Below are 24,953 nucleotides of genomic sequence, written 5' to 3'. Positions count from 1 at the left end.
TCAAGGATTAATACACTAATCTTGCTTCGATCCAGAGCATTCCGAAATGGATCCACAGCGGCAGGGTGATGATCGCCGCCGCGGACGTCGCGAAGATCACTTGCAGCGCCACGCTTACATTGCCGCCATGATGCCGCGCCAGCACGAGGGGAAGGATGCCCGCGGGCATGGCCGCCTGCACCACAAGCACCTCCTTGAGTTCGAGCGAGACTGGCAGCAACCATGCGAAGAGGAGAAACCCGAACGGGCAGATTCCATTGCGGACCGCGATGGCCAGCCCCATGACGCCCATTCCGCGCGTCCGCTGAAATTCGCCCCAAAAATCGGCCATCGTCGCGCCAATCAAAAGCACGGCCAGAGGAATGGAGCAGACCCCGATCATCTGGATCGTGGCCAGGACGGCTTTTACGGGCCAGCCCCACAATGTTGTGTCGAGCGAGGTGTTGTCCAGATGGATGCCAAGCTGGTGCGCGGTGAGATTGATTGTTATGCCGAGCAGGACCGCTTTTACCGGGGTTGTCAATGTCCGGCGCCAGTCGCGCAGAAAGGAGTGCCCCATGAACGCGCTGAATCCCACAGTCCAAAAGGCCACCTCTGTGCCGAGGTTGAACAGGAACAGCACCGCAAGCGCATTTGCACCAAAGAGCATCGCGACCAGTGGCACCGGAATGTATCCGTAATTGAATATGCCGGCAACGAAGGTGAATGTTTTGGTCTGCGCCCCATGGGGGAAGCGCCACAGGCGGGCGGCGACGCTTGCCGCCATCAGGCAGGCGGTGGTGATCAGAAAGCCAAGCAGCGGGCTCCACCACAAATTGCCGGATTGTCTCAGCGCGTCGCTGGTGATGGTGTGGTCGAGTATGAGGCAAGGCAGCAGCAGATGGACGTAAAGATCGAGCAGCGTTTGGTCGGCTTGTGCGTTGAGCACCCGCCGTTGCCGCAGCATGGCTCCGATTGCGATGAGCAGGAAGAGCGGAGCGATATTGCACAGGATTTTCAGATATTCCGGCATGAAACATTCAGCAAAGCAGAACGATTTTATAAAGCAACACAGCCTTGTGTCATTCAGGTGACAGAAGCGTTTCCATTTTGGTGTCATCCGCCTTTTCTGTCCTTTGACACTTGACTAACTAGATACAATCGCCTTTATTCTTCGACTGAGGGTTTGCGCCCAATTGGCGAGTCCTCTTTTATGTCCAAGCTGCTTGTTTCCCGCGACCTCGATCAAATCATTCTTACCATCCGGGATCACAAGGTCATCCTGGATTCCGATCTGGCTAAACTTTACGGCGTTCAGACTTTCCGCTTCAATGAAGCCGTCAAACGCAACCGCCACCGTTTCCCCGACGACTTTATGTTTCAACTTTCCAAAGAGGAAGCCGACGCTTTGACATCGCAATTTGCGATGTCAAAAACCGGGCGAGGTGGTCGCCGCTCTCTGCCCTGGGCGTTCACGGAACATGGCGCGTTGATGGCCTCAACCGTCCTTAACAGTCCCAGTGCCGTGGCCATAAGCACCTACATTATTCGTGCCTTCATCCGCCTTCGGGAAGAACTCTCTGCCAATACCACGTTGGAAAAACGCCTGGCTGTGATTGAAAAAACGCTTCTTACCCATGACTCCGCCTTGCGTGATGTGATTGCCAGGATGCGTCCGCTGCTTCTCCCGCCGCCTGAACCGCCCCGCAAAAAGATCGGGTTTGCGCTTTGAGATGGGGGTTTCTTCGTTCGTTTTTTAAAGCAGGATTTCCGGACCCACGTGGAAATGTTGGGCCAGTTTCTTGATGTGCTTGGTTGTAAGGGCTTTGGAGTCTCATTTTCTTCAGGAATTCGCATAAAAACATTAGTTGGAACGATAATTGTTTTGACAGTAGATCGGCTAATCTAGTATTATTCAACTATAAGTTGCATTTATTTAAGTGTTGACACTGAAGCACTTAGCTCGAAGTAAAGGAAAAATTATGATTCGTAAAATTGATCACCTGGGCATTGCTGTCCGTTCTCTGGATGAAAGCATCCCCTATTATGAAAAGGTCCTGGGCTTGAAGTGCGAAAAACGCGAAGAAGTGGCCTCTCAAAAGGTGCGCACCGCGTTTTTTGAAGTCGGTGATGTCCATCTGGAGCTGCTGGAACCGACAGCCGAAGACAGCCCGATCGCCAAATTTTTGGAAAAGAGCGGGGAGGGCATCCATCATATTGCCTTCCACACCGATGGGATCGAGGGGCAGTTGAAACAAGCGGCTGACAATGGCGCAAGGTTGATTCATGAAAAGCCGATAGAAGGTGCCGGCAACAAGCTGGTGGCTTTCCTGCATCCGAAATCGACCCACGGAGTTTTAACCGAATTTTGCAGCAGCAAGAATTGATACCGGAATATACCTATGCCGATTGGAAAATCATATTTGGATGAATTGGAAGCGCGCCGGGCCGAGGTTTTGGCTGCGGGCGGCGCTGATAAAATTGAGGCCCGCCATAAAAAAGGGCAGTTGGCCGCGCGTGAACGCCTGGACGCGATGTTTGAAGCCGGGACATTCCAGGAATTTGGGATGCATGCCCAGCACAAGTGCACAAACTTTGGGATGGAGAAAAAGAAATTCCCAGGCGACGGCGTAATTTCCGGCACAGGCTTGGTGGACGGGCGTCCGGTTGCGATTTATTCCCAGGATTTCACCGTGGGCGGCGGTTCGCTGGGTCGGGTTCATGCCGGTAAAATTTGTGATTTGATGGACTATGCCTTGAAATCGGGCATGCCGGTCATTGGGTTCAATGATTCGGGCGGGGCCCGGATACAGGAGGGCGTCGAAGCCTTGTCCGGTTACGGCCAGATTTTTTATCGCAATGTCGAATTGTCAGGGGTGGTTCCTCAAATTGCCGTCATTTCAGGCCCCTGCGCCGGCGGCGCCGCCTATTCCCCCGCGTTGACGGATTTCCAGATCATGATCAAGGATCAGGCCACCATGTTTATTTGCGGGCCGGATGTCATCAAGGCCGCGACCGGGCAGGTGACCACGATGGAGGAAATCGGCAGCGCGGCGGCGCACGCGACGATCAGCGGCAACATTCATTTTGTGGCCGAGAACGAGGAACACGCGCTTGCGCTTGCACGAAAGCTGCTGTCCTTCCTGCCGTCGAACAATCTGCAGGATCCGCCGCACTTTCTTGATGAACCCTTCCTGTTCGAGGACGACGAGGAAATCAACCAGTTGATTCCGAACGACGGCAAGATGCCGCTGGATGTGAAGCAGGTGCTCCTGCGCATCGTCGATAATGGCGATTATCTTGAGATCCAGGCCGACTGGGCAAAAAACATCGTGATTGCATTCGCGCGCATCGGCGGGGTGGTGTGCGGCATTGTCGCAAACCAGCCGATGGTTAAAGCCGGTACGCTGGACATTGACGCATCCGACAAAGCGGCGCGCTTCATCCGTTTTTGCAATATTTTCAACATCCCGATTGTGACGCTCGTGGATGTCCCGGGCTTTCTGCCGGGCGTGGCGCAGGAACGGGGTGGCATTATCCGACACGGGGCCAAAATGTTGTTTGCCTACGCGGCGGCGACGGTGCCGAAGATCACATTGATCCTGCGCAAAGCCTATGGCGGCGCTTACCTTGCCATGTGCAGCAAGGACATGGGCGCGGACCTGGTGTTTGCCTGGCCGACGGCCGAAATCGCGGTCATGGGCGCCGATGGTGCGGTAAATATTCTTTGCAAGAGGGAAATTGAAGCAGCGGCGAACCCGGCGGAAAAGAGGCAGGAATTGATCGAAGCCTACCGCGCGAAATTTGCCTCACCGTATGAGGCTGCCAGCCGCGCGTTTATTACGGATGTCATCAACCCCATTCAAACCCGGCGAACCCTGGCCCTGGCCTTGCGCAACTCGCTGACCAAGCGCGAAGCTCGCCCGCCGAAAAAACATGGAAACATCCCATTGTGAATATAATTTTCACCATGACATTGGCTGAATTATCCGCCGCTTCGTTTTGGAGCGGTTTGGCGCTTGGATTGGTGTTGGCGCTTGCGGCGCAGATCCTCATGCGGCTGGCCTGGCCCGCTCGCACAGACCTGCCGCAACATCCCGCCGTGAAGCAGGTCGATTCCGTACCCCAGCCGGAACAGAAACAGGCCGTACCCGCAATTGAAATGGCGAAGGATGAAATCGCCCCGGATATTCTGGTGGTTATTGCGACCGCTGTTCATGCGGTTCTTGGAGGGCGCCCGTATCGGATCCATTCTGTCACCCGCAGTGTGGGAATGATGGCGCACATGCATTTCAACCAGCCGGCGTGGTCCGTCGAGGGCCGCCGCCAGATCTTCCAATCCCATAAAGTCCGCTAACAAGCTGTAAATAGCATCCAAATCATATTGCATTTTAAATTATGAAAAAATTACGCATTACCGTTGAAGGAAAAGTCTATGAAGTTTCCGTTGAAATTTTAAACGCAGGATCGACACCTGTGGCCCCGGTGGTTTCCGCGCCTTTGGCGGGGGCCAGTGTTTCGGCCCCTGTGGCTTCCGCTCCTGCGGCCAAAGCAGCGGGAGGTCCGGATGTGGTTCCGAGTTCCCTCGCGGGCAAGGTGGTGTCGATCCAGGTCACGGTGGGCCAGGAGGTGAAGCAGGGGCAGGAATTGATCACCCTTGAGGCCATGAAGATGAACACCTTTGTGTACGCGCCGAAAGCCGGCAAGGTGGCCGAAATTCTGGTGAGCAGCGGCGACGGGGTTGAAGAGGGGCAGGGGCTTGTCAGGATTTCCTGAAGGCCATCGTGACAAAGAGACGAACATGGCTGCTTCTGTTAAATGGGAAATCGAGGATTTTGACGAAGTCGATTCCACCAACACCCTGGCGGTAGGACGTCCTCCTTGGTCCATGGTTCGCGCCCGGCGGCAAACTTCCGGCCGCGGAAGGCATGACCGTGTTTGGGTTTCCGGCGAGGGCGGGCTCTGGTTCTCCCTGGTTTTTCCGGTGAATCCCGCCAACCCGCAGGTGGCTTGCCTGCCTCTGGTCGTGGGGCTGGCTTTATACCGGGTCTGCGGCAGATTGGGAGTGCAGGGGCTGCGTTTGCGCTGGCCGAATGATTTGCTGGCGGGCGACTTGAAAATCGCCGGCGTCTTGCTGGAACGCCCGGCTCCGGATCGTGTGGTGATTGGAATCGGGTTGAATCTGTCCAACCATCCGGAACAGGAATCAACGGAGTTGAAGGGCATGGCGGCGGCTTTGAGCTCGCTGATCCCGGAGGCGCCAGATCGCGAAAAGATGACCCGCTCCATTTTGGACGAACTGGGCGGGCTGTTTCAGGCATTCGAGACGGCCGGCTTTTCGTCTCTTTGCGGCGAGATCAACCGCTGCTGGGGCGGAGTGAGAAATGTGGAATTGGAAGTGGACCGGGAAAAACTTTTTGGAGAGTTTATGGGGATCGATTCGGATGGAAACCCGCAATTGAGAAAACCGGACGGCCGCATTCAGGCTGTTTCAGGCCCCTATGTTTGGAAATTGACTGAGATAAAGAAATGACAACACACAATTATAAAATCATGTCGGCCGCGGAAGCCGCATCACTTGTTCAACACGGAGACACCATTGGATTCAGCGGTTTTACGCCCGCGGGCGCGGCCAAGGCGATTCCGAAGGAGATTGCCGTAAAAGCCACTGCGGAACATGCGGCGGGCAGGCCTTTTCAGATCGGAGTGGTGACGGGCGCGTCCACAGGACCTTCACTGGACGGCGCTTTGGCGCAGGCGGACGCGATTGCCTGGCGCACACCGTACCAGTCGAACAAGGATTTGAGAAAGGGCATCAACGAGGGCCGCATCCGCTTTTTTGACATGCATCTTTCCATGGCCCCACAGGCCGTGCGCTACGGGTTTCTCGGGAAGTTCAATTGGGCGATAGTCGAGGCGTGTGATGTGACGGCCAGTGGCGAAATTGTCCCAACGACGTCAGTTGGCGCCAGTCCTACGTTTTGCCAGGTGACCGACAAGATTTTGATAGAGCTGAACCGCTATCATCCCGCCAACCTGCGCGGGTTCCACGACATTTACGAACCGCTCAATCCTCCGCACCGTCTGCCGATTCCGATCCTCAAACCCTCGGACCGCATCGGAACGCCTTTCATCAAGGTCGATCCGAAGAAAATCGTCGGTGTTGTGGAAACCAATCTGCCTGACGAGACCGGCAGCTTTGACCCGTCGGATCCTGTGACGAACAAAATCGGTGAAAACGTGGCCTTGTTTCTGGCCGCTGAAATCCGAGCGGGACGCATTCCGAAGGAATTCCTCCCGATCCAATCCGGGGTGGGAAACATTGCCAATGCGGTTCTTGGGGCTTTGGGGGCCAATTCCGACATTCCGAATTTCGAGATGTACACGGAAGTGATCCAGGATTCCGTGATTGCGCTGATGAAGCAGGGCAAGGTCAAATTTGCCACCGGCACCTCCATCACCGCCAGCGCGGATGTGCTGGATCAGATTTATGCCGACCTGGAGTTTTTCCGCTCGCGCATCCTGCTCCGGCCCCAGGAAATTACCAACAATCCGGAAATGGTGCGCCGCCTGGGCATTATCACCGTGAACACAGCCCTGGAAGTGGATTTGTTTGGCAACGTCAACTCAACGCATGTGTTGGGCAAGAGCCTCATGAACGGAATCGGCGGTTCCGGTGACTTTACCCGCAACGGGTACATCTCGATTTTTACCTGCCCGTCCACCGCGAAAGGCGGCAAGATCAGCACCCTGGTTCCCGTGGTCAGCCACATGGACCACAGCGAGCACTCGGTCCAGGTGATTATTACCGAGCAGGGAGTGGCGGACCTGCGGGGCAGGACACCGAGCGAGCGGGCGCAACTGATCATCGAGCAATGTGTGCATCCGGATTATCGCGCCGAATTGCGCACCTATCTGGCCCAATTCAAAGGCGGCCATACGCCGCACACGCTCAGCGCGGCCTATGCCATGCACCAGCAATTCATGAACACCGGCAGCATGCAGGGCGTGGACTGGTCCAAGTATTTTTGAGGGTTTGGAAGAGAATTTTGGTTGTCTAAACCGGAGCGCGGGCGTCCCGCTCTGCTGGGCATCCTGCCCGGCAGTCTTGCCTCTATAATATAATAATCAAAAAAATCTTTCAAAACAACCGAGAGGCAGGATGCCCTCTCGGAGCGGGCGAGACGCTCGCGCTCCATCAAACCGGGATATGTCTTTCCGCTTGACCAAGCTCATGTCCAGCGACTTTTATTAAATTTGTGTGAATTTTTGTCGCAATCCAGAAGCAGATGCCTAAATTTCGCACTGGAATACGCTGTGCTAATTTAATGGAAGAAATGAAACACTCTGGATTACCGCCCAAACAAGGCCTGTACGACCCGCAATTTGAGCATGACGCCTGCGGGGTCGGATTTATTGTCAACATGAAGGGGAAGAAGTCGCACGAGATCGTGCGGCAGGCGTTGACCATTCTTGTAAATCTCGACCACCGCGGAGCCTGTGGTTGTGAGGTGAACACGGGCGACGGCGCCGGCATCCTGATGCAGATGCCCGACTCCTTTCTTCGCAAGGTTGCCAAGCCGCTGGGCATTTCGCTTCCTGCAGCCGGACAATATGGCGTGGGGATGGTTTTCACGTCGAAAGACGCGGCCGTGCAAAAAGCAACCCGCGGGATTTTTGAAAAAATCATAACCGAGGAAGGCCAGACGGCGCTCGGTTGGCGTGAGATTCCGACATCTAACACTTCTCTGGGTGAGACAGCCAGGGCGGGCGAGCCGGCTATGCGCCAGGTGTTCATCGGGCGCGGCAAGAACTGCGCCGACGACCAGGCGTTTGAGCGCAAGCTCTATGTCATCCGCAAGCGCGCCGCCAGCGAAATCCGGACCAACGGAACCGATCCGGCCTGGTACATCGCGAGCCTCTCGTGCCGGACCCTTATTTACAAGGGCATGCTCATGCCCGCGCAGGTGGATCTGTATTATCCCGACCTGCAGGATCCGGACATGGAGACGGCGCTCGCGCTGGTGCATTCGCGGTTTTCGACCAACACGTTCCCCAGTTGGGACCGCTCGCATCCCTACCGTTATCTCGCCCACAACGGCGAAATCAACACCCTGCGCGGCAACATCAACTCGATGCACGCGCGGCAGTCCCTTTTTCAGAGCGAATTGTTTGGCGACGACATCAAAAAGATCCTTCCGATCATCAGCGAGGGCGGGTCCGACTCCGCGATGTTTGACAACTGCCTGGAGCTGCTCGTCATGGCGGGCCGTTCCCTGCCTCATGCGATGATGATGATGATTCCCGAGCCGTGGGAAAATCACGAGAGCATGCCGGACGACAAGCGGGCGTTTTACGAATATCACTCCAGCCTGATGGAGCCTTGGGACGGCCCCGCTTCCATTGCTTTTACCGATGGCGCCTGCATCGGCGCGGTGCTGGACCGCAACGGACTGCGCCCGTCGCGGTATTATGTCACAAAAGACGATTTGGTTATCATGGCCTCCGAGGCCGGTGTGCTCCCGATTGAACCGGAACGTATTTTGAGCAAGGGCCGCCTCCAACCGGGGCGGATGTTCCTGGTGGATATGCAACTGGGCCGGATTGTGGCCGACGAGGAGATCAAGCAAAAGATCGTCCGCGAACTGCCGTACCGCGAATGGCTCGACAAAAATCTGGTGTCGCTTTCGGACCTGCCCGAGCCGCCGCATGTGCATGAGTCGGATCATGAGACGGTGCTGCAGCGCCAACAGGCTTTCGGATATTCGTTCGAGGATTTGCGCGTGATTATCGGGCCGATGGCCCGCGAGGGCGTGCAACCTGTCGGCGCGATGGGGACTGACACGCCGCTGGCGGTTTTGTCCAACCGCCCGACCCTGCTCTATGATTATTTCAAGCAGCTTTTTGCGCAGGTGACCAATCCGCCCATCGATCCGATCCGGGAGGAACTCGTCACCTCGACCGACACCCTGCTGGGTTCGGGCGGCAACCTGCTCAAGCCCACGCCGGAAAGCTGCCGGATGATCAAGCTGGAGCATGCGATTCTGACCAATGAGCAATTGGAACAGTTGCGGCATGTGGACCGCCCCGGATTCAAGTCGGCGACGTTGTCCATGGTCTTTCCCGCATCGGAGGGAGCGCGGGGCCTGGAAAAGGCGCTGGACCGCATTTTCGCGGAAGCGGATGCGGCGATTGAAAAAGGAATCAATCTGCTGGTGCTGTCCGACCGTGGCGTGGACAAGGACCGTGTGGCTGTCCCCGCGTTGCTCGCCGTGTCCGGCCTGCATCATCACCTGATCCGCCAGGGCACCCGGACCCGGGTCGGCCTGGTTCTGGAATCGGGCGAACCGCGCGAGGTGCATCACTTTTCGGTGCTGATCGGTTACGGCGTGGGCGCGATCAACCCGTATCTCGCGTTTGAGACCCTGGACGACATGATCCGCCAGGGCCTGCTGCCGGGCCTGGACCACAAGACGGCGGTTAAGAACTACATCAAGGGGGCGATCAAGGGCGTGGTGAAGACCATGGCCAAGATGGGCATTTCCACCGTGCAGAGTTACCGCGGCGCGCAGATTTTTGAGGCGGTCGGCCTTAACCATACGGTGGTAGATAAATATTTCACCCGCACGCCGTCGCGCATCGAAGGCGCCGATCTCAACGCCATCGCGGCGGATTTGTTGCGGCGCCATTCCCACGCCTTCCCCGCACGACAGGTGAACGGGAACACGCTCGATGTCGGCGGTGAATATCAATGGCGCAAGGAAGGGGAGGCCCATCTTTTCAGCCCGGAGACGATTCACAAGCTGCAAAAGGCTGTTCGTACCGGCAGCTACGAAACGTACAAGGAATACGCCAAGCTGGTGAACGAGCAGGACCGGCAGCATTTCACGTTGCGCGGATTACTGGAGTTCAAGAAGGGCGATTCGGTCCCGCTCAGCGAGGTGGAATCGGTTGAAACGATCGTAAAGCGATTCAAGACCGGGGCCATGAGTTATGGTTCGATTTCCAAGGAAACGCACGAAACCCTTGCGATTGCCATGAACCGGCTCGGCGGTAAATCCAATACCGGCGAAGGCGGGGAGGACCCCGAGCGCTACACTTGGACGAATGAAAAAGGCGATTCGAAAAACTCAGCGATCAAGCAGGTCGCTTCCGGGCGTTTCGGAGTGACCAGCCTGTATCTTTCCAAGGCTCAGGAAATCCAGATCAAGATGGCCCAGGGCGCCAAGCCCGGCGAGGGCGGCGAACTGCCCGGCCGCAAGGTGTATCCCCCGATTGCCAAGACCCGGCACACCACGCCGGGCGTCGGACTTATTTCGCCGCCACCGCACCATGATATATATTCCATCGAAGACCTTGCGGAGTTGATCCATGACTTGAAGAACGCCAATCGTCGCGCTCGCATCAGCGTGAAGCTTGTGTCGGAGGTCGGTGTCGGCACCATCGCCGCCGGTGTGTCGAAAGCGCACGCCGATGTGGTGTTGATCAGCGGCTTTGACGGCGGCACCGGGGCATCGCCGCTTTCGAGCATCAAGCATGCGGGCCTTCCATGGGAGCTCGGTCTGGCCGAGACGCACCAGACGCTCGTGCTTAACAACCTGCGCAACCGCATCGTGGTTGAAACGGACGGCCAGTTGAAGACCGGGCGCGACGTGGCGGTTGCCGCGCTGCTCGGCGCCGAGGAATTTGGTTTTGCCACCGCGCCGCTGGTGACGCTGGGTTGCATCATGATGCGTGTCTGCCATTTGAACACCTGCCCGGTGGGCGTGGCCACGCAGGATCCGCAGTTGCGCAAAAACTTCACGGGCGACGCGGAATACACGGTCAACTTCATGCGCTTCGTCGCCGCTGAACTGCGCGAGATCATGGCGCAACTCGGTTTCCGGACGATCAATGAAATGATCGGGCGCACCGACCGGCTTGAAGCTGGAAAGGCCGTCGGCCACCTGAAGGCGCAGGGCCTCGACTTTTCAAAAATTTTGTACCAGCCGGAAGTCGGGCCCGAGGTGGGGCGTTACTGCCAGGTTCCGCAGGACCACGGACTTGACAAGTCGCTGGATATTACGCAGTTGCTGGACCTTTGCAAGCCGGCCATCGAACGGGGCGAGAAGGTGAAGGGCGAGCTGCCCATTCATAACGTGAACCGCGTGGTGGGTACGATCCTGGGCAATGAAATCACGCGCAGCCACGGGGCCGCCGGATTGCCGGAAGACACCGTGCAGCTTCATTTCAAGGGGTCGGCGGGACAAAGCTTCGGCGCATTTGTGCCCAAGGGCGTCACGTTGAAACTGGAAGGCGATGCCAACGACTACCTCGGCAAAGGCCTCAGCGGGGGTAAAATTATTGTTTATCCGCCGGAAGGTTCGACCTTTTTGCCGGAGGAAAACATCATCACCGGCAACGTCGCGTTTTACGGCGCCACCGCGGGAGAGGCTTACATCCGCGGCATGGCCGGCGAACGGTTCTGCGTCCGCAACTCAGGCGTGCATGCGGTTGTCGAGGGCGTCGGTGACCATGCCTGCGAGTACATGACCGGCGGAACGGTAGTGGTGCTGGGCGCCACTGGACGCAATTTTGCCGCCGGCATGAGCGGCGGTGTGGCCTATGTGCTGGATGAAGCCGGCGATTTTGCCGGACACTGCAATACCGCGATGATCGGACTGGAAAAAGTTGTTGAAGCCGGGGAAATCGAAGAGTTGCGCCAGAGGATCAAACGGCATGCTGACATCACCGGAAGCAAGCTTGCATTCAAGGTGCTCGCGCTCTGGGAGGAGAAACTGCCAAAATTTGTGAAGGTGATGCCCAAGGATTACAAGCGCGTGTTGCAGGCGTTGAAGAAGGCGCAACAGTCGGGGTTGAGCGGCGACGATGCGCTGGCCGCGGCATTTGAAGAAAACTCGAAGGACGTGGCACGCATCGGCGGAGGTTGACTTTATCCGCAGATTACGCTGATTTACACCGATTGAGTGCAATGCAGGAAGATCAACAAACTTACCAGATTATTGGCGCAGCGATGGAAGTTCATCGTCAGCTTGGACACGGTTTTTGTTTTAAATCTGCGGGAATCTGAGCAATCTGCGGATAACTCCGAAATTAAATTTTAAGATTATGGGCAAACCTACAGGCTTTATCGAATACCTGCGCGAAGTTCCGGCGGACCGCGGACCTTTGGAGCGTACCAAGGACTGGAATGAATTTCACCTGCACATGCCGGAGGACAAACTCCGCAACCAGGGAGCGCGCTGCATGGATTGCGGCATTCCGTTTTGCCACACCGGCACCTTGATCAGCGGCATGGCCAGCGGCTGCCCGGTCAATAATCTGATTCCCGAATGGAACGATCTGGTGTATCGCGGGCTCTGGCGCGAAGCGCTTGAACGCCTGCATAAGACGAATAACTTTCCCGAATTCACAGGCCGGGTTTGCCCCGCGCCCTGCGAGGGTTCCTGCACGCTGGGAATCATCGACCCGCCGGTGACGATCAAGAATATTGAATGCGCGATCATCGACAAGGGTTGGGCGGAAGGCTGGGTGGTTTCCCAGGCTCCGAAAGTCCGCACGGGCAAAAAAATTGCGGTCATCGGCTCCGGTCCGGCCGGTCTGAGCGCCGCGGCGCAACTCAATCGCGCGGGCCACACGGTCACGGTTTATGAGCGGGCTGACAGGCCAGGCGGCTTGCTGATGTATGGCATTCCGAACATGAAACTCGACAAGGAAAAGGTCGTGCTCCGCCGCATCCGCCAGATGGAAGCCGAGGGCGTAAAGTTTGTGTGTGGCACCGAAGTGGGGAAAAACCTTGAAGCGAAAAAATTGTTGAAAGAGGTCGATGCGGTTGTGCTTTGCACCGGCGCGACGTTCCCGCGCGATCTGCCGATTGAAGGCCGCAAGCTCAGCGGCATTCATTTCGCAATGGAATTTCTCACGGCGAACACCAGGGCCGTGCTCGACAAGAGCGGCGACATTATCAGCGCCAAAGGCAAGGATGTGGTGATCATCGGCGGCGGTGACACGGGTACCGACTGCGTGGGCACGTCGATGCGGCACGGTTGCAAGAGCGTGGTGCAGCTTGAGATTCTGGCGAAGCCTCCGATGGAACGGGCGGCGAACAATCCATGGCCCGAATGGCCGAAGGTGTTCAAGGCGGATTATGGCCAGGAGGAAGCGGCTGCGAAATTCGGCGACGATCCGCGGATTTACCTGACAACGGCGGTGAAATTTGAGGACGACGGCAAGGGCGGCGTCAAGGCCGTCCACACGGTGCAGGTGAGCTGGGAGAAGAACGAGAAGGGCCAGTTTGTTCCGAAGAATGTTCCAGGGACGGAGAAAGTGCTGCCCGCGCAGTTGGTTTTGCTGGCCATGGGTTTCCTTGGGCCGGAGCAGCCGTTGCTGGAGTCGCTCGGCGTTGCGCGGGATCCGCGCAGCAACATCCAGGCGGAGTATGGAAAATATCAGACCAGCATTTCGAATGTATTCGCCGCGGGCGACTGTCGCCGGGGCCAGAGCCTTGTCGTTTGGGCGATCAATGAAGGCCGGGAAGCCGCCCGTGAATGCGACCGCTATCTGATGGGCGCGACGGACCTGCCGTAAAGGCGCTAACACATTTTCTCACGCAGAGACGCAAAGGCGCAGAGGGAAATGCGGAATTCAGAACACTGCTGAGAACTGATTGAACCACGGATGAACACAGATGTACACGGATATTGGGACTGGTAAACTTCGATCGCAAACTCATTTCCCAGGCCCTCTTGACGTTGGTTGTAATAGTCAACCGCTTCCTGCAACTCCAAAGAGGCAGGAAGAAGAAAATCATATCTTATTTTTCAGCCGCAGGCGTTTAAATACCAGTTCGCCGGGAATCGAGGGAATATGGCCGGCATCGTAAGCGTTGATTCGATTCTCTGCTTCTTGAGCCCATAAATTACGCAGAGAAGTTGCCTTGGGTCCTTCCAAGCTATCAAGGATTCGGGAAGCCAATCGGGCTCGGGAACGGGGAGGAAGGGAGAGAGCATCTTTAGTCAATTTTTCAACGGCTTTGACCATGTAAAAAGTGTTGCTCAATCCGGAAAGAGGTCAAGTTCTCGTTTTCAGCCAATCCAGTCTGAAGGCAGGTGCTTGTAGCGCGGGCGTCCTCGCCTGCGAGTTAAGGCATCGTCCCGATGCCAGAATGCGGGGCGTGACGCTGCTTGAACCCGCAGCCGGGACGTCCGCGGTACACTACGGATCGTTGCGCCTTGCTTGTGGGACAAGCTGGAACCAATCCCGAGCATAGCATAGTTAGGCCTTTTCATTCTTATTATTGAAGCGTGGAAATACTGATGGCCAGTTAGTAATAGAAAAAAGAAGCGTGAGGTACCCGTAAATCGAAGTGTCGCCCAAGCTCTGGAACCGTTCTTTTGTCTGTGGATCAGTGTGTAAGGTCATCTGGCTTGCTGAGGCCGAATACGCAAGCAAAGCAATGCAGCGAGAATCATGTTGCCGTGCCAGACTTGGCGAAGTAACGGGAGCCGAAGTGGCAGGCCAACCACAGCGCAAAAGGCAACGCAAACAAAACTAAAGCCTGCAGCGCAAAAGGGCTGAAGAATGAGGGAAGGAATGCCGTCATAGACTGTAACTGCAACGGCAAAAAAATAAATGACGGCACCGATAGCCCAGGCCATGCCAAAGCGCAGTAGAAATGGAATGCTCTTGGTAGTCAGGTTTTGCATGTAACTAACATTTTGATTGTAGAACAAATCCCCTGTCTTTAAAAAGTTTTAAGTCCTAAATTTCCATTTTCTAAATTCCTCATTCTGCATTCTACATTTCCCCCGCGTTAGCTGCGGATCTGCAAAAGTACAATCCCGAGCGTGATGAGCGCGATGCCGCCCCATTGCCAGGACGAAAGCGGTTCGCGGAAGAGCAGGCAGGAGGCGAGTTGGAGGAAGGTGAACCCCCCGCCGATGGCGAGGGCGTACACCAGATTGGGATTGGACAGTTTGAGTGCGAAGGGAAGCGCAATCACGGAGGCAAAGCCGGTGGCGTTGGCAAGGGCGAAAAAAATCCACCAGCGCAGGCCTTGCGCCTGGCTGGCAAATTTCAGAAAAATATTGGCGGACGTCATCGACAGGGCGTAAATGAGAATCAAAGAATAAAACTTCATATCCGGGTTAGAATCTTAAATCCAGCTCCTGCTGGGGGTTGGGGTCGTAGAGGCAAAAAAACAGGGCCCGGCAAAAAATCCAGGTGAAGGAGGCTGTGAGGATAATGAGGCCCGCCGGTACCCAGAGCGAGGCATGCTCGTAGAGCAAGGCACTGCCGCAGGCGGTCAGGGTAACGGCCAGGGAAAGCAGCGACAGGCTGAGCGGCAGGTGGCGCAACAGGGCCGCCTGAGAGGCGAAGATGCCGATCAGCAACAAAATCCCCAAAACAGCAGGAGGCGCCAACGGGCGCGTGAAGTCGCGGTTGAAAAGATTTTCCAAGGCCTGATATTGCACGCGTACCGGCGCTGTTTTTCCCACCGGCGTATGAACCGGGCTGTAGGTCCCGGGCACTTCAGCGCCAACCAAAACGATTTTTTGTCCGGCCTGGCTGATGTTCATGATGGGGTTTAATCCGTTGCGCACCTGTTCCGAGGCGACCACGGCCTGGTAAAATTCAACCGCGGATTTATGGATCGTATCGGGATGATAGTGAAGCATGAGGCAGCCCTCCTTGTCCACCGGGATGCGGGCCAGTTCCCTGCCTTTTGAATTCCGCAGAATGATCTCGGAATCCGAATATTCGGAGCGCCGCCAGTCTGTTTTCAGGTACTCCGCGTAAACCTGCAGAAGAAAGGTGGCGGTGAGATTGTTATGGTACAGCGCCAACAGGGGGATTTTTTTTGTCAGACCGTTTCCGTCAACGGGGAGGATGTTCAAGCCCACGGGGGCCTGCCGGAGAATCTCAGGTATGGGAAGGCCGGCCCCATTGAATGAAAACAAGTCCGGAGGCGGGACGCCCTTGAGCAGGGCCGAGGAAAAGGTTGTGTCTGAAAAGGGGTTGGGTTCCGCCCCGGAACAGGACAGCACCACCTTGTTTAATTTTTCAATCTGCTTGCCCAGTTGAATGTCGTAAACCCGGTAAACCGGATCGCCTTCCAGCAGGGGGATGGACAGCGCCACAACCTCGGGATGGAACGGTCCCAGCGCATTCATCAGCACCGCGTAGTCGAGGCTGGACCAGGGCCAGCCGCGTTGTCCCGCATCCTGAATGGTGACCAGCATGACGGGAGGTTCCACGGGGCTGGATTTCAAGCGCTGCAATTGCGCCAGGACCCGGCGTTCAAGAGGCAGGGAAAAACCTTCCAGATGGGCGACCCAGGCGGCGACGCTCAGGATCAGGCCCAGGCCCAGGCAGATCCAACGGATTTGAGTAATGGGCAGATTCAGCTTCAAGAGAGGCTTTCTACGCGGTGTTGCCTAAAAATAGAAGTGGATTTGGAGGTCATTAACGAGCACTGAGTATGCCTGTGTCATGGCTTGGAAAGGAAGATTTAACCGCAGATCGGAATTTCGAACCCGACAGGGATTGAGGGATAAGCGCGGATTGAGGCGGATTTAGAATCACGCGAAAGCTTACGGGGATCTAATACTGATTCAAGCTATTCTAATACATCATAAGCTCAAGGCTTGTCACACAACACGTTGTGATTAAATAAATTACTACACGGAATACTTAAATTAGGCGAACTTTTGCTTGCCTTATTTATCTGTTCGAGGATTATTTTTCTTCCCTTGTTATGATTTTTTTTGCATCAGTCAGCCCCCAAGCCCAAAGTTTCGGCGGAGTAAATTGGTTTACCAACGTTACTCTATTCACTATTTTGGTGGTGGCCGTTCTGGTCGCGTTGGTTCAACTGGGGTTGCGCAAAATCGAATTGGTGCCCGGCTCCCTGCAAAATTTTTGCGAGTGGGTGGTGGAGCAGCTTTACAATCTGGTGGAGACGGTGGTGGGCAAGCGCATGACGCCCAAGGTATTTCCCCTTTTGGGTTCGTTTTTTATTTTCATCCTGGTTGGCAACTGGATTGGCCTGCTGCCGGGAGTCAGCACCATCGGTTTTGGCGAGGTTCAAAACGGTGTTTTTGAAGTGACTGAGCCGTTGTTGCGCCCTTCCAGCACCGATTTGAACGTCACCGCCGGTCTGGCCCTGTTGTTCATGGTTATTTGGATTTATTGGGTGTTCACGGAGGAGGGCATTGTCAATTTTCTCAAGCACATATTCGTGCCCGACGTGCAGTTTCCCCTGGTGGTCAAAATCGTGGTGGGCGTGATTTTTCTTTTTGTCGGGATGCTGGAGCTGTTGTCGATTGCCCTGCGTCCGATTACGCTGGCCGTGCGGTTGTTCGCCAATATTTTTGCCGGTGAGAACATTCTGCATGCCATGAGTGCGATTGCCGGGCCGGTGTGGTCGGTTGTTTTCACTTTTCCATTTTACTGTCTGGAATTAATGGTTGGCTTGGTGCAGGCCTTGGTGTTTGTGGTGCTTTGCGCCGTTTATACCCGGTTGGCCATACCGGACAGGGAGCCCGGCGGGGCTCATTGAATTTGAGCGGGTCGCGCCGCTTCCGCGCGGCAGGCCCGGTCGAGAAAAAGAAAAACCAACAAGAAAGAATTACTTACTATGATGTTGCTAGCAGAAGTCACAGGTAATATTACCCTCGCCATGGCCCTCCTCGGCGCGGCCATCGGCATTGGGATCATTGGCGCCAAAGCAGTGGAAGCCGTTGGGCGGAATCCGGGCGCCATCGGCGTCATTTTGGTCATGGCGATCCTTTGTATCGCGCTGGCCGAAGCCATTGCGTTTTACACCCTCTTCCTGCCCCAGTTGATGCATTGACGGGTGGAACGGCGCCGCTTAGGACCAAACGGGTATGGAAATCCTCAATAATTTCGGCATTGATCTGGGCCGTTTCTTCGGACAGTTGGCCATCTGGCTGGTGCTGTTTATTATCCTTAAAAAATACGCCTTCGGGCCGATCCTGAATGTCTTGGAGGAGCGCAAGCGGCTGATCGCCGAAGGCGTGGCCAACGCGGAACGGATCCGCCAGGAACTGGAAGCTGCGGAAAAAAAACGCGTTGAATTGATGGCCCAAGCCGGCGCCGAGGGCAACCGCCTGATTGAAGAGGCCAAGAAGAGCGCGGACTTGATCGGCGCAAAAAAAGTCCAGGAAGCGGTGCAGCAGGCGGAAACCCTGATTCGCAAGGCTGAGGAAGCCGCCGCGCTGGATCGCGAACGCATGATGGGCGAATTGAAACAGGAACTCGGGCGGCTGGTGGTGGCGACGACCTCGCAGGTCACCGGAAAAATCCTGACGGCCGAAGACCAAGTGCGCCTTCAAAAAGAAACCATCAGCGGGTTGGCGGTCCATTGACCTGTTGCCTCCATGAAAATCAACCGAGAAGCCCGTGCCGCAGCGAGAAAATGGTTTGCCTTTTGCCATGCCGGAGGCCGGCTGGATGAAAACCGGATGCGCGAAGTGGTGAAGCAGATCGCTGCCCTGCGCCCGCGCAACCATAGGGCCATTCTGCTCGGCATTTACAAGCTGGTGGAACTTGATGAGCGGCGCCGCACGGCTTTGGTGGAAAGCGCCGTGCCGCTGGAGGCCGAGGAAGCGGAATTGCGCAACCGTCTGCTGGCCAGGTTTGGCGATGATTTGAAAATTGAAGTGGTTTCGAACCCGGCCCTTTTGGGAGGACTTCGGATTCAAGTGGGAAGTGATTTGTGGGATGGCAGTGTACAGGGCCGTTTGGATGCCCTGCAGCGGAGTTTTTGATAATTAAAAATTATGAGCACCTTATTGGCGGATATTGAATCGCAGATCAAAGGCCTGAAAACGGACGTCTCCAAAACCAGCGTGGGCACGGTCCGCGAGATCATGGACGGCGTTGTTAAGATCGAGGGCCTTGCCGGAGTGGCTTATCATGAAATGATAGAGTTTCCAGGCGGCGCGATGGGCCTGTCATTGAACCTGGAAGATACGCAGGTCGGCGCCATTATACTGGGCGACTATCTGGGCATCAAGGAAGGGGACGAAGTCAAGACCACCGGAAAGCTGTTGCAGGTCCCCGTGGGCAAGGCCTTGCTGGGACGCGTGGTTGATGCGCTCGGTTCTCCGTTGGACGGCAAGGGACCTGTCAAAGCCGAAAGCTTCAATCCGCTCGAAAAACTCGCGCCCGGCATCATCCAGCGCAAACCGGTGAGCCAGCCCGTGCAAACCGGGATCATGGCGATTGATGCGATGATTCCCATCGGCCGCGGCCAGCGCGAATTGATCATCGGGGACCGCGCGACCGGCAAAACCACCGTGGCGGTTGATACCATCATCAGCCAGGCCAAGTTGAACCGTGAAGCCGAGCAGACGGGCAATAAGGAATACCGCCCGTTGTATTCGATCTATGTGGCGATTGGCCAGAAACGCGCAAACCTGGCGCGGGTCATCGGCACTCTGGAGGCAAGCGGAGCGTTGCCTTACACCATTGTGGTCGCCGCGACGGCGTCGGATTCGGCGACAGCGCAATACCTGGCGCCGTTCGCCGGGGCAGCCATCGGGGAATGGTTCATGCAAAACGGCATGGATGCGCTCATCATTTATGACGATCTCTCCAAACACGCCGTGGCCTACCGGCAGATTTCGCTGATCCTCAAGCGTCCCTCGGGGCGTGAAGCTTATCCGGGCGACGTTTTCTATTTGCATTCCCGGTTGTTGGAACGCTCGGCGCGCGTCAACGAAAAGAACGGCAACGGTTCCCTGACGGCCCTGCCGATCATTGAAACCCAGGCGGGTGACGTTTCCGCCTATATTCCGACCAACGTGATCTCCATCACGGACGGCCAGATTTACCTGGAATCCGATTTGTTTTACCAGGGTGTCAGGCCTGCGATCAATGTGGGTTTGTCCGTTTCGCGCGTGGGGTCCGCGGCACAGATCAAAGCCATCAAACAGGTGGCGGGCAAGGTCAAGCTGGAACTGGCCCAGTTCAGGGAATTGGCCGCCTTTTCCCAGTTTGCCTCGGATCTGGATGCGGCAACCAAGACAAAGCTGGATCGTGGCGCGCGCATTGTCGAAATTTTCAAACAACGCCAATACAATCCCATTCCGGTCGAGCTTCAGGTTGCGATTCTTTGGGCGGCGCAGAACGGCTATTTCGACGGCGTTCCGGTGGACAAGATCAAGGCCGTGCAGGAAAAAATGACGGAATATCTCGTCACCCGCAAGGAAGCGATGCTGAAACAGATTGCGGCCAAGAAGGCGCTTGATGACGGGCTTATCGACGAGATTCGAAACGCGCTCGTCGAATTCCACGCGACGAACCCCCAATAAGCGGCGGGCGGGATCGTTGAAAATTTCAGGTTTTTAAGTTGGCGATATTATTATGGCAGCATTGCGGGACATACGGCGGAGGATCAAATCCGTCAAGAACACGGCCCAGATCACCAAAGCCATGCAGATGGTGGCGGCGTCCAAGATGCGCCGTGCCCAGGACCAGGCTTTGGCCGGGCGTCCTTACGCCGAACAGATGGACAAAATGCTCCGTTCGCTCAGCCGCAGGGCGGGCAGGCTTGAGCATCCGCTCTGGAACAGCCGTCCGCAAAAAACGCCCTGTGCTCTGTTGATCACGACCGACAAGGGTTTGTGCGGCGGGCTGAACACCAATCTGTTGCGCGAAGCGGCGGGCCTTCCCCGCGAAACGGTCTTTGTCAGTGTTGGGCGCAAGGGAAAGCAGTTTTTGGCACGGAGCGGACGCAACTTGCTGGCTGATTTTGAGATCGCTGAGAAGGCGGGTTTCGGCGAGGTCAAGCAGGTCTCCAAATTTTTGATAGACAAGTTCCTTGCCCGGGAGGTCGATTCCCTGTCGGTTTTATATCCAAAATTTATCAATACGCTGGTGCAAAAATCCCAGAAGCTCCAGGTTCTGCCGATTCAGGACCTGGCGAACACGGACCCCGGCCTGCTCGCAGGCAAATCCCACGCCCAACAGGAGGCCAATCCGGTGGAACATTTGTACGAGCCGGATGTGGAAACATTATTGTCGGAACTGCTTCCGGCGTACGTGCATTTTCAGGTGTACCATATGCTGTTGGAAGCCCGCGCGTCGGAACACAGCGCGCGCATGGTGGCGATGAAAACCGCAACGGACAATGCCAGCCAACTGGTCAAGGAGTTGACTTTGGAATACAACAAGGCGCGCCAGGCTGCGATTACAAACGAGATCCTTGAGATTTCCTCCGCCCAGATGGCGGCGGAATAGCCTGGCAAGACGCTAAACGGCTGGATGTGATGGAAGATTTAAATGAATCGGAGATGATATGAGCAATATAGGTAAAATTGTACAAATAATCGGACCGGTGGTTGACATCGAATTCGAGAAGCAGGTGCCGGCACTCTATTCGGCTGTAAAAGCGACTTTTCCGCGCGAAGGCAAGGAAGTCACGGTGGTATTTGAGGTGCAGCAGCATCTTGGTGAAGGATGGGTGCGCGCCGTGGCCATGTCTTCGACCGACGGTCTGAAGCGCGGCATGGAAGCGGAGGACACCGGCGGGCCCATTTGTGTCCCGGTGGGCGAAGGCGTGCTTGGCCGTGTTTTCAATGTTCTCGGCGAACCGGTGGATGAGCGCGGGCCCGTCAAATATGAAAAAACCTATCCCATTCATCGTCCCGCTCCGTTGCTGACCGAGCAGGACACCAGAGCCCAGGTCCTTGAGACCGGCATCAAGGTCATCGATTTGATCTGTCCCTTCACCAAAGGCGGCAAGGTTGGCGCGTTCGGCGGGGCCGGCGTCGGCAAGACTGTTGTCATCATGGAGTTGATCAACAACATTGCCAAGGCGCACGGCGGCTATTCGGTTTTTGCGGGCGTGGGCGAGCGTACGCGCGAAGGTAATGATCTTTACAATGAAATGTCCGAATCCGGCGTCATCAACCTGGACAAGATCGAGGAGTCCAAGGTGGCGCTGGTTTATGGCCAGATGAACGAACCCCCCGGAGCCCGTATGCGTGTGGCGTTGACGGGCCTGGCCATGGCGGAATATTTCCGCGATGAAAAAAACCAGGACGTGCTGCTGTTCATCGACAACATTTTCCGCTTCTCGCAGGCGGGCTCGGAAGTCTCAGCCCTGTTGGGGCGTTCCCCGAGCGCGGTGGGCTATCAACCCACTCTTGCAACGGAAATGGGCGATCTGCAGGAACGCATCACCTCGACCAAGCGGGGTTCCATCACGTCGTTCCAGGCGGTTTATGTGCCTGCGGACGACTTGACGGACCCGGCCCCGGCGAACACGTTCGCGCACCTGGACTCTACCATCGTGCTGGAGCGTTCGATTGCCGAGCTCGGCATTTACCCCGCCGTGGACCCGCTGGCCTCGACATCGAAGGCGCTTTCGCCTGAAGTGGTTGGAGAGGAGCATTATGCGGTCGCCCGCGGCGTGCAGCGCGTGCTTCAGAAATACAAGGAACTTCAGGACATTATTGCGATTCTGGGCATGGATGAACTTTCGCCCGAGGACAAGCTGACGGTGTATCGGGCGCGCAAGATCCAGCGCTTTCTCAGCCAGCCGTTCCATGTGGCCGAAATATTCACCGGATTCTCCGGCCAATATGTGACGATCGCCGACACGATCCGCGGTTTCAAGGAAATCCTGGATGGCAAGCATGACGAAGTGCCTGAAGCCAACTTCTATATGAAGGGCGGCATTGACACCGTCTCGAAGGCAAAAACCTGATGTGTTGATGAGACGGCAATCGGAATTCTGAACATGGCAAAACTGCATCTGGAAATCGTGACCCCGGAGAAGAGGGCGTACTCTGATGACGTGGACGGAGTGGTGATTCCCGGTGTCGAGGGAGAATTGGGTATATTACCCGGCCACACCCCGCTGCTGACCATGGTCAAGCCCGGTGAGTTAAAGGTGAACAAGGGGGGCCATGTGGATCTTCTGGTGGTGGGGGATGGCTTTGTGGAGGTAACGGGAACAACGGTCACGCTGCTCACGGACCTTGCGGTGACGGAAGCGCAGATCGACGAAGGCAAGGTTGAGGAAGCTCTGCAGCGTGCCGAGCAGGCCTTGGCGGCGGCGAAGCACGAACCTGACCAGGCTGCCGTTCTCATGGCCACGATCCGGAAATCGGTGGCCCAGTTGAATCTCAAGCGCCGCAAGCGCGGCTGATCTGAAATGTTTAAATGTAGAGTGCGGTGGCAAGTGCAGCGCGACACCGCTTTGGATCTTGAGCGCGGCGATACGTCGGAATATTCCGTTGTGCGGGGGAAATGAAGGCGGGTTTTGTTTGCCCGTCAAAAACAATAAATTTTATTTCTTTGCGTGCGCCGCTGGCGCATTGCGGCTTTGCGTTAAATCCCTTTCCCTCACTCGTCCAACGGCGACACGACGGCGATCCCCGGGCGGTTGAGGACGTGGGTATAGATCATCGTGGTGATGTCTCCGGATTTTTTCAAAATTGTCACCTGTTAAACATTCAGAAGGAATAAATGTGTTTATGTGAAAATGCTGCAGGACGCCGTGGATTTTCTTGATCGGAAGCTATCGGAGTGCAAAAATCCCACAAATGAAGCACCAAAGACGAATCTCCCGATTTTGGGTGGTATTGATCTGTGATATAGCACCGGTGGCCTTTAACCAGATACAAACACCGGTGGTTGAATAATACTGTTAGACGGACATAAAATGAAATCAGATGTTTCGATTATCGCCCCCGGCTGCAAAAGTCTGTCGGTTGAGCAACATCTTGCGGAAAGACAAAAAATACGGGCCGAGTTGATGGTGAAATTTCAAAAGGACTTGGTCAACGCGGCAGGGTGGAAAAACTCTGGATTAGGATCAAGATCGAGAGGGAGATTTCTCGACTTTTGCGGAACCGGATTTACGCTCAGTAGAACAAACCGTCTAACCAGCGCATCCAGCCAATGACCTACTTCGTCACGCCTCCTGCTTGTCGCTACGCTCCGGCAGGAGCCGCGCCGTCGCAGGTCATGCCTGATGCGTAACGTTCGGTGAAATAAACATGAATCCACGCAAGCATTTATTAATCGGTGGTTTAGTCGCCATGGGATTTGATGCCTCAGGGAACTATTTACTCGCCATTTCGCACTCAGGTCGCGGCGTATATGAAACCCACACTTGGGAGCGCATCGCTCGCGATACCACACTGGCATACCCAACTGACGGAAAAGCAATCGGTATTGGCCCAATTAATGGGCAGGAGATCGCCGTCCTTGAAAGAGACGAGAAGCGACCCCAGATAGAAATGCAATCACCGGATGGAAGCTTCAATTTAGTGGGTGAATCGGATGGAATCACAATCACATGAAAACACCGAACCAGGCGCTGCACACCAACGGCTCTCCGCGCGGGTCGTTTAAAAGCGCGGTCACAACTCCACCGGCTCAGTCACGGACGCTGCTTCCGCAGCCTCCGCGCCTTCGCCTTGCACCGTTTTGCTGCCAGCCGCCGCTTCCAGAGAGCCGTGGGTGAGCTTAGCGTTAGACGGACACAAAATGAAATCAGATGTTTCGATTATCGCCCCCGGCTGCAAAAGTCTGTCGGTTGAGCAACATCTTGCGGAAAGACAAAAAATACGGGCCGAGTTGATGGTGAAATTTCAAAAGGACTTGGTCAACGCGGCAGGGTGGAAAAACTCTGGATTAGGATCAAGATCGAGAGGGAGATTTCTCGACTTTTGCGGAACCGGATTTACGCTCAGTAGAACAAACCGTCTAACCAGCGCATCCAGCCAATGACCTACTTCGTCACGCCTCCTGCTTGTCGCTACGCTCCGGCAGGAGCCGCGCCGTCGCAGGTCATGCCTGATGCGTAACGTTCGATTTAGAAAAATGAAACTGAGCCTGATTATTACTTTTTTCGTTCTTACTGTCATTTCCACGCATGCGCAGAATTCTGAGGATTCGATATTTCAGCGTTTGGCAAAAGTCGAGCGGTTTGC

At 55.8% G+C, this 24,953-nt stretch carries 23 protein-coding genes; 18 read left to right on the top strand and 5 right to left on the bottom strand.

The window, feature by feature from the left end; all coding sequences use genetic code 11:
• Positions 1–7: 7 nt before the first annotated feature.
• Positions 8–1,012, bottom strand: a complete 1,005-nt coding sequence (locus PHD76_09615; GenBank protein MDD5262091.1) for an AEC family transporter — start codon at positions 1,010–1,012, stop codon at positions 8–10.
• Between the two features lie 180 nt (positions 1,013–1,192).
• Here PHD76_09615 and PHD76_09610 point away from each other — a divergent pair, with 180 nt between their 5' ends.
• The 9 genes from PHD76_09610 to PHD76_09570 all read left to right on the top strand — a co-directional run bounded on the left by PHD76_09610 (position 1,193) and on the right by PHD76_09570 (position 13,566).
• Entirely contained in the window at positions 1,193–1,711 is a 519-nt protein-coding gene (locus PHD76_09610) for an ORF6N domain-containing protein (protein MDD5262090.1), read from the top strand.
• A 208-nt stretch (positions 1,712–1,919) separates the two neighbouring features.
• The gene (gene mce, locus PHD76_09605; GenBank protein ID MDD5262089.1) at positions 1,920–2,366 is read left to right on the top strand and encodes a methylmalonyl-CoA epimerase; all 447 of its coding nucleotides are present in this window, start codon (positions 1,920–1,922) and stop codon (positions 2,364–2,366) included.
• A gap of 15 nt (positions 2,367–2,381) precedes the next feature.
• On the top strand, positions 2,382–3,935 hold the full coding sequence (locus PHD76_09600; protein MDD5262088.1) for an acyl-CoA carboxylase subunit beta: 1,554 nt from the start codon (positions 2,382–2,384) through the stop codon (positions 3,933–3,935).
• 14 nt (positions 3,936–3,949) lie between these two features.
• A complete protein-coding gene (locus PHD76_09595; GenBank protein ID MDD5262087.1) occupies positions 3,950–4,336 on the top strand; it encodes a hypothetical protein in 387 nt (128 codons plus the stop codon).
• Between the two features lie 41 nt (positions 4,337–4,377).
• Positions 4,378–4,755 (top strand): biotin/lipoyl-binding protein, encoded by a 378-nt coding sequence (locus tag PHD76_09590; protein ID MDD5262086.1) that lies wholly within the window; start codon positions 4,378–4,380, stop codon positions 4,753–4,755.
• Between the two features lie 25 nt (positions 4,756–4,780).
• Positions 4,781–5,512 (top strand): biotin--[acetyl-CoA-carboxylase] ligase, encoded by a 732-nt coding sequence (locus PHD76_09585; protein MDD5262085.1) that lies wholly within the window; start codon positions 4,781–4,783, stop codon positions 5,510–5,512.
• Positions 5,509–7,011 (top strand): acetyl-CoA hydrolase/transferase family protein, encoded by a 1,503-nt coding sequence (locus PHD76_09580; protein MDD5262084.1) that lies wholly within the window; start codon positions 5,509–5,511, stop codon positions 7,009–7,011. The genes PHD76_09585 and PHD76_09580 overlap by 4 nt, the downstream gene beginning before the upstream one ends.
• Positions 7,012–7,316: 305 nt before the next feature.
• Positions 7,317–11,909 carry a glutamate synthase large subunit gene (gene gltB, locus PHD76_09575; protein MDD5262083.1) on the top strand — a complete coding sequence of 1,531 codons (4,593 nt, stop codon included), beginning with the start codon at positions 7,317–7,319 and terminating at the stop codon, positions 11,907–11,909.
• Positions 11,910–12,087: 178 nt separating this feature from the next.
• Complete coding sequence (locus PHD76_09570) at positions 12,088–13,566, top strand: glutamate synthase subunit beta (GenBank protein MDD5262082.1); 1,479 nt, start codon at positions 12,088–12,090, stop codon at positions 13,564–13,566.
• 219 nt (positions 13,567–13,785) lie between these two features.
• On the opposite strand, the gene PHD76_09565 is transcribed toward PHD76_09570, so the two are convergent.
• The 4 genes from PHD76_09565 to PHD76_09550 form a co-directional block, all read right to left on the bottom strand.
• Positions 13,786–14,019: an addiction module protein gene (locus PHD76_09565; GenBank protein MDD5262081.1), complete on the bottom strand. Its 234-nt coding sequence runs from the start codon at positions 14,017–14,019 to the stop codon at positions 13,786–13,788.
• A gap of 377 nt (positions 14,020–14,396) precedes the next feature.
• A complete protein-coding gene (locus PHD76_09560) occupies positions 14,397–14,684 on the bottom strand; it encodes a hypothetical protein (protein ID MDD5262080.1) in 288 nt (95 codons plus the stop codon).
• Between the two features lie 107 nt (positions 14,685–14,791).
• The gene (locus PHD76_09555) at positions 14,792–15,118 is read right to left on the bottom strand and encodes an SMR family transporter (GenBank protein ID MDD5262079.1); all 327 of its coding nucleotides are present in this window, start codon (positions 15,116–15,118) and stop codon (positions 14,792–14,794) included.
• Positions 15,119–15,125: 7 nt separating this feature from the next.
• Entirely contained in the window at positions 15,126–16,391 is a 1,266-nt protein-coding gene (locus PHD76_09550; GenBank protein ID MDD5262078.1) for a CHASE2 domain-containing protein, read from the bottom strand.
• Positions 16,392–16,735: 344 nt separating this feature from the next.
• On the opposite strand from PHD76_09550, the gene atpB reads away from it, so the two are divergent.
• The 9 genes from atpB (at position 16,736) to PHD76_09505 (ending at position 24,320) form a co-directional block, all read left to right on the top strand.
• Positions 16,736–17,539 (top strand): F0F1 ATP synthase subunit A, encoded by an 804-nt coding sequence (atpB, locus tag PHD76_09545; protein ID MDD5262077.1) that lies wholly within the window; start codon positions 16,736–16,738, stop codon positions 17,537–17,539.
• Positions 17,540–17,617: 78 nt separating this feature from the next.
• Entirely contained in the window at positions 17,618–17,833 is a 216-nt protein-coding gene (locus PHD76_09540; protein ID MDD5262076.1) for an ATPase, read from the top strand.
• Between the two features lie 34 nt (positions 17,834–17,867).
• Positions 17,868–18,368 carry a F0F1 ATP synthase subunit B gene (gene atpF / locus PHD76_09535; GenBank protein MDD5262075.1) on the top strand — a complete coding sequence of 167 codons (501 nt, stop codon included), beginning with the start codon at positions 17,868–17,870 and terminating at the stop codon, positions 18,366–18,368.
• A gap of 12 nt (positions 18,369–18,380) precedes the next feature.
• A complete protein-coding gene (locus PHD76_09530; protein ID MDD5262074.1) occupies positions 18,381–18,770 on the top strand; it encodes a F0F1 ATP synthase subunit delta in 390 nt (129 codons plus the stop codon).
• Positions 18,771–18,782: 12 nt separating this feature from the next.
• The gene (gene atpA / locus PHD76_09525) at positions 18,783–20,318 is read left to right on the top strand and encodes a F0F1 ATP synthase subunit alpha (protein ID MDD5262073.1); all 1,536 of its coding nucleotides are present in this window, start codon (positions 18,783–18,785) and stop codon (positions 20,316–20,318) included.
• A 52-nt stretch (positions 20,319–20,370) separates the two neighbouring features.
• Positions 20,371–21,246, top strand: coding sequence for an ATP synthase F1 subunit gamma (gene atpG, locus PHD76_09520; protein MDD5262072.1), 876 nt, complete (start codon positions 20,371–20,373; stop codon positions 21,244–21,246).
• 58 nt (positions 21,247–21,304) lie between these two features.
• The gene (gene atpD / locus PHD76_09515) at positions 21,305–22,717 is read left to right on the top strand and encodes a F0F1 ATP synthase subunit beta (GenBank protein MDD5262071.1); all 1,413 of its coding nucleotides are present in this window, start codon (positions 21,305–21,307) and stop codon (positions 22,715–22,717) included.
• A gap of 33 nt (positions 22,718–22,750) precedes the next feature.
• Entirely contained in the window at positions 22,751–23,161 is a 411-nt protein-coding gene (gene atpC, locus PHD76_09510) for an ATP synthase F1 subunit epsilon (GenBank protein ID MDD5262070.1), read from the top strand.
• Positions 23,162–24,014: 853 nt separating this feature from the next.
• Positions 24,015–24,320: a hypothetical protein gene (locus PHD76_09505; protein MDD5262069.1), complete on the top strand. Its 306-nt coding sequence runs from the start codon at positions 24,015–24,017 to the stop codon at positions 24,318–24,320.
• Positions 24,321–24,953: the final 633 nt, after the last annotated feature.

Source organism: Candidatus Methylacidiphilales bacterium, from assembly GCA_028713655.1.
Lineage (GTDB): Bacteria > Verrucomicrobiota > Verrucomicrobiia > Methylacidiphilales > JAAUTS01 > JAQTNW01.
The sequence above is the reverse complement of the archived record's forward strand: the minus strand, read 5'-3'. Positions and strand labels throughout refer to the sequence as shown.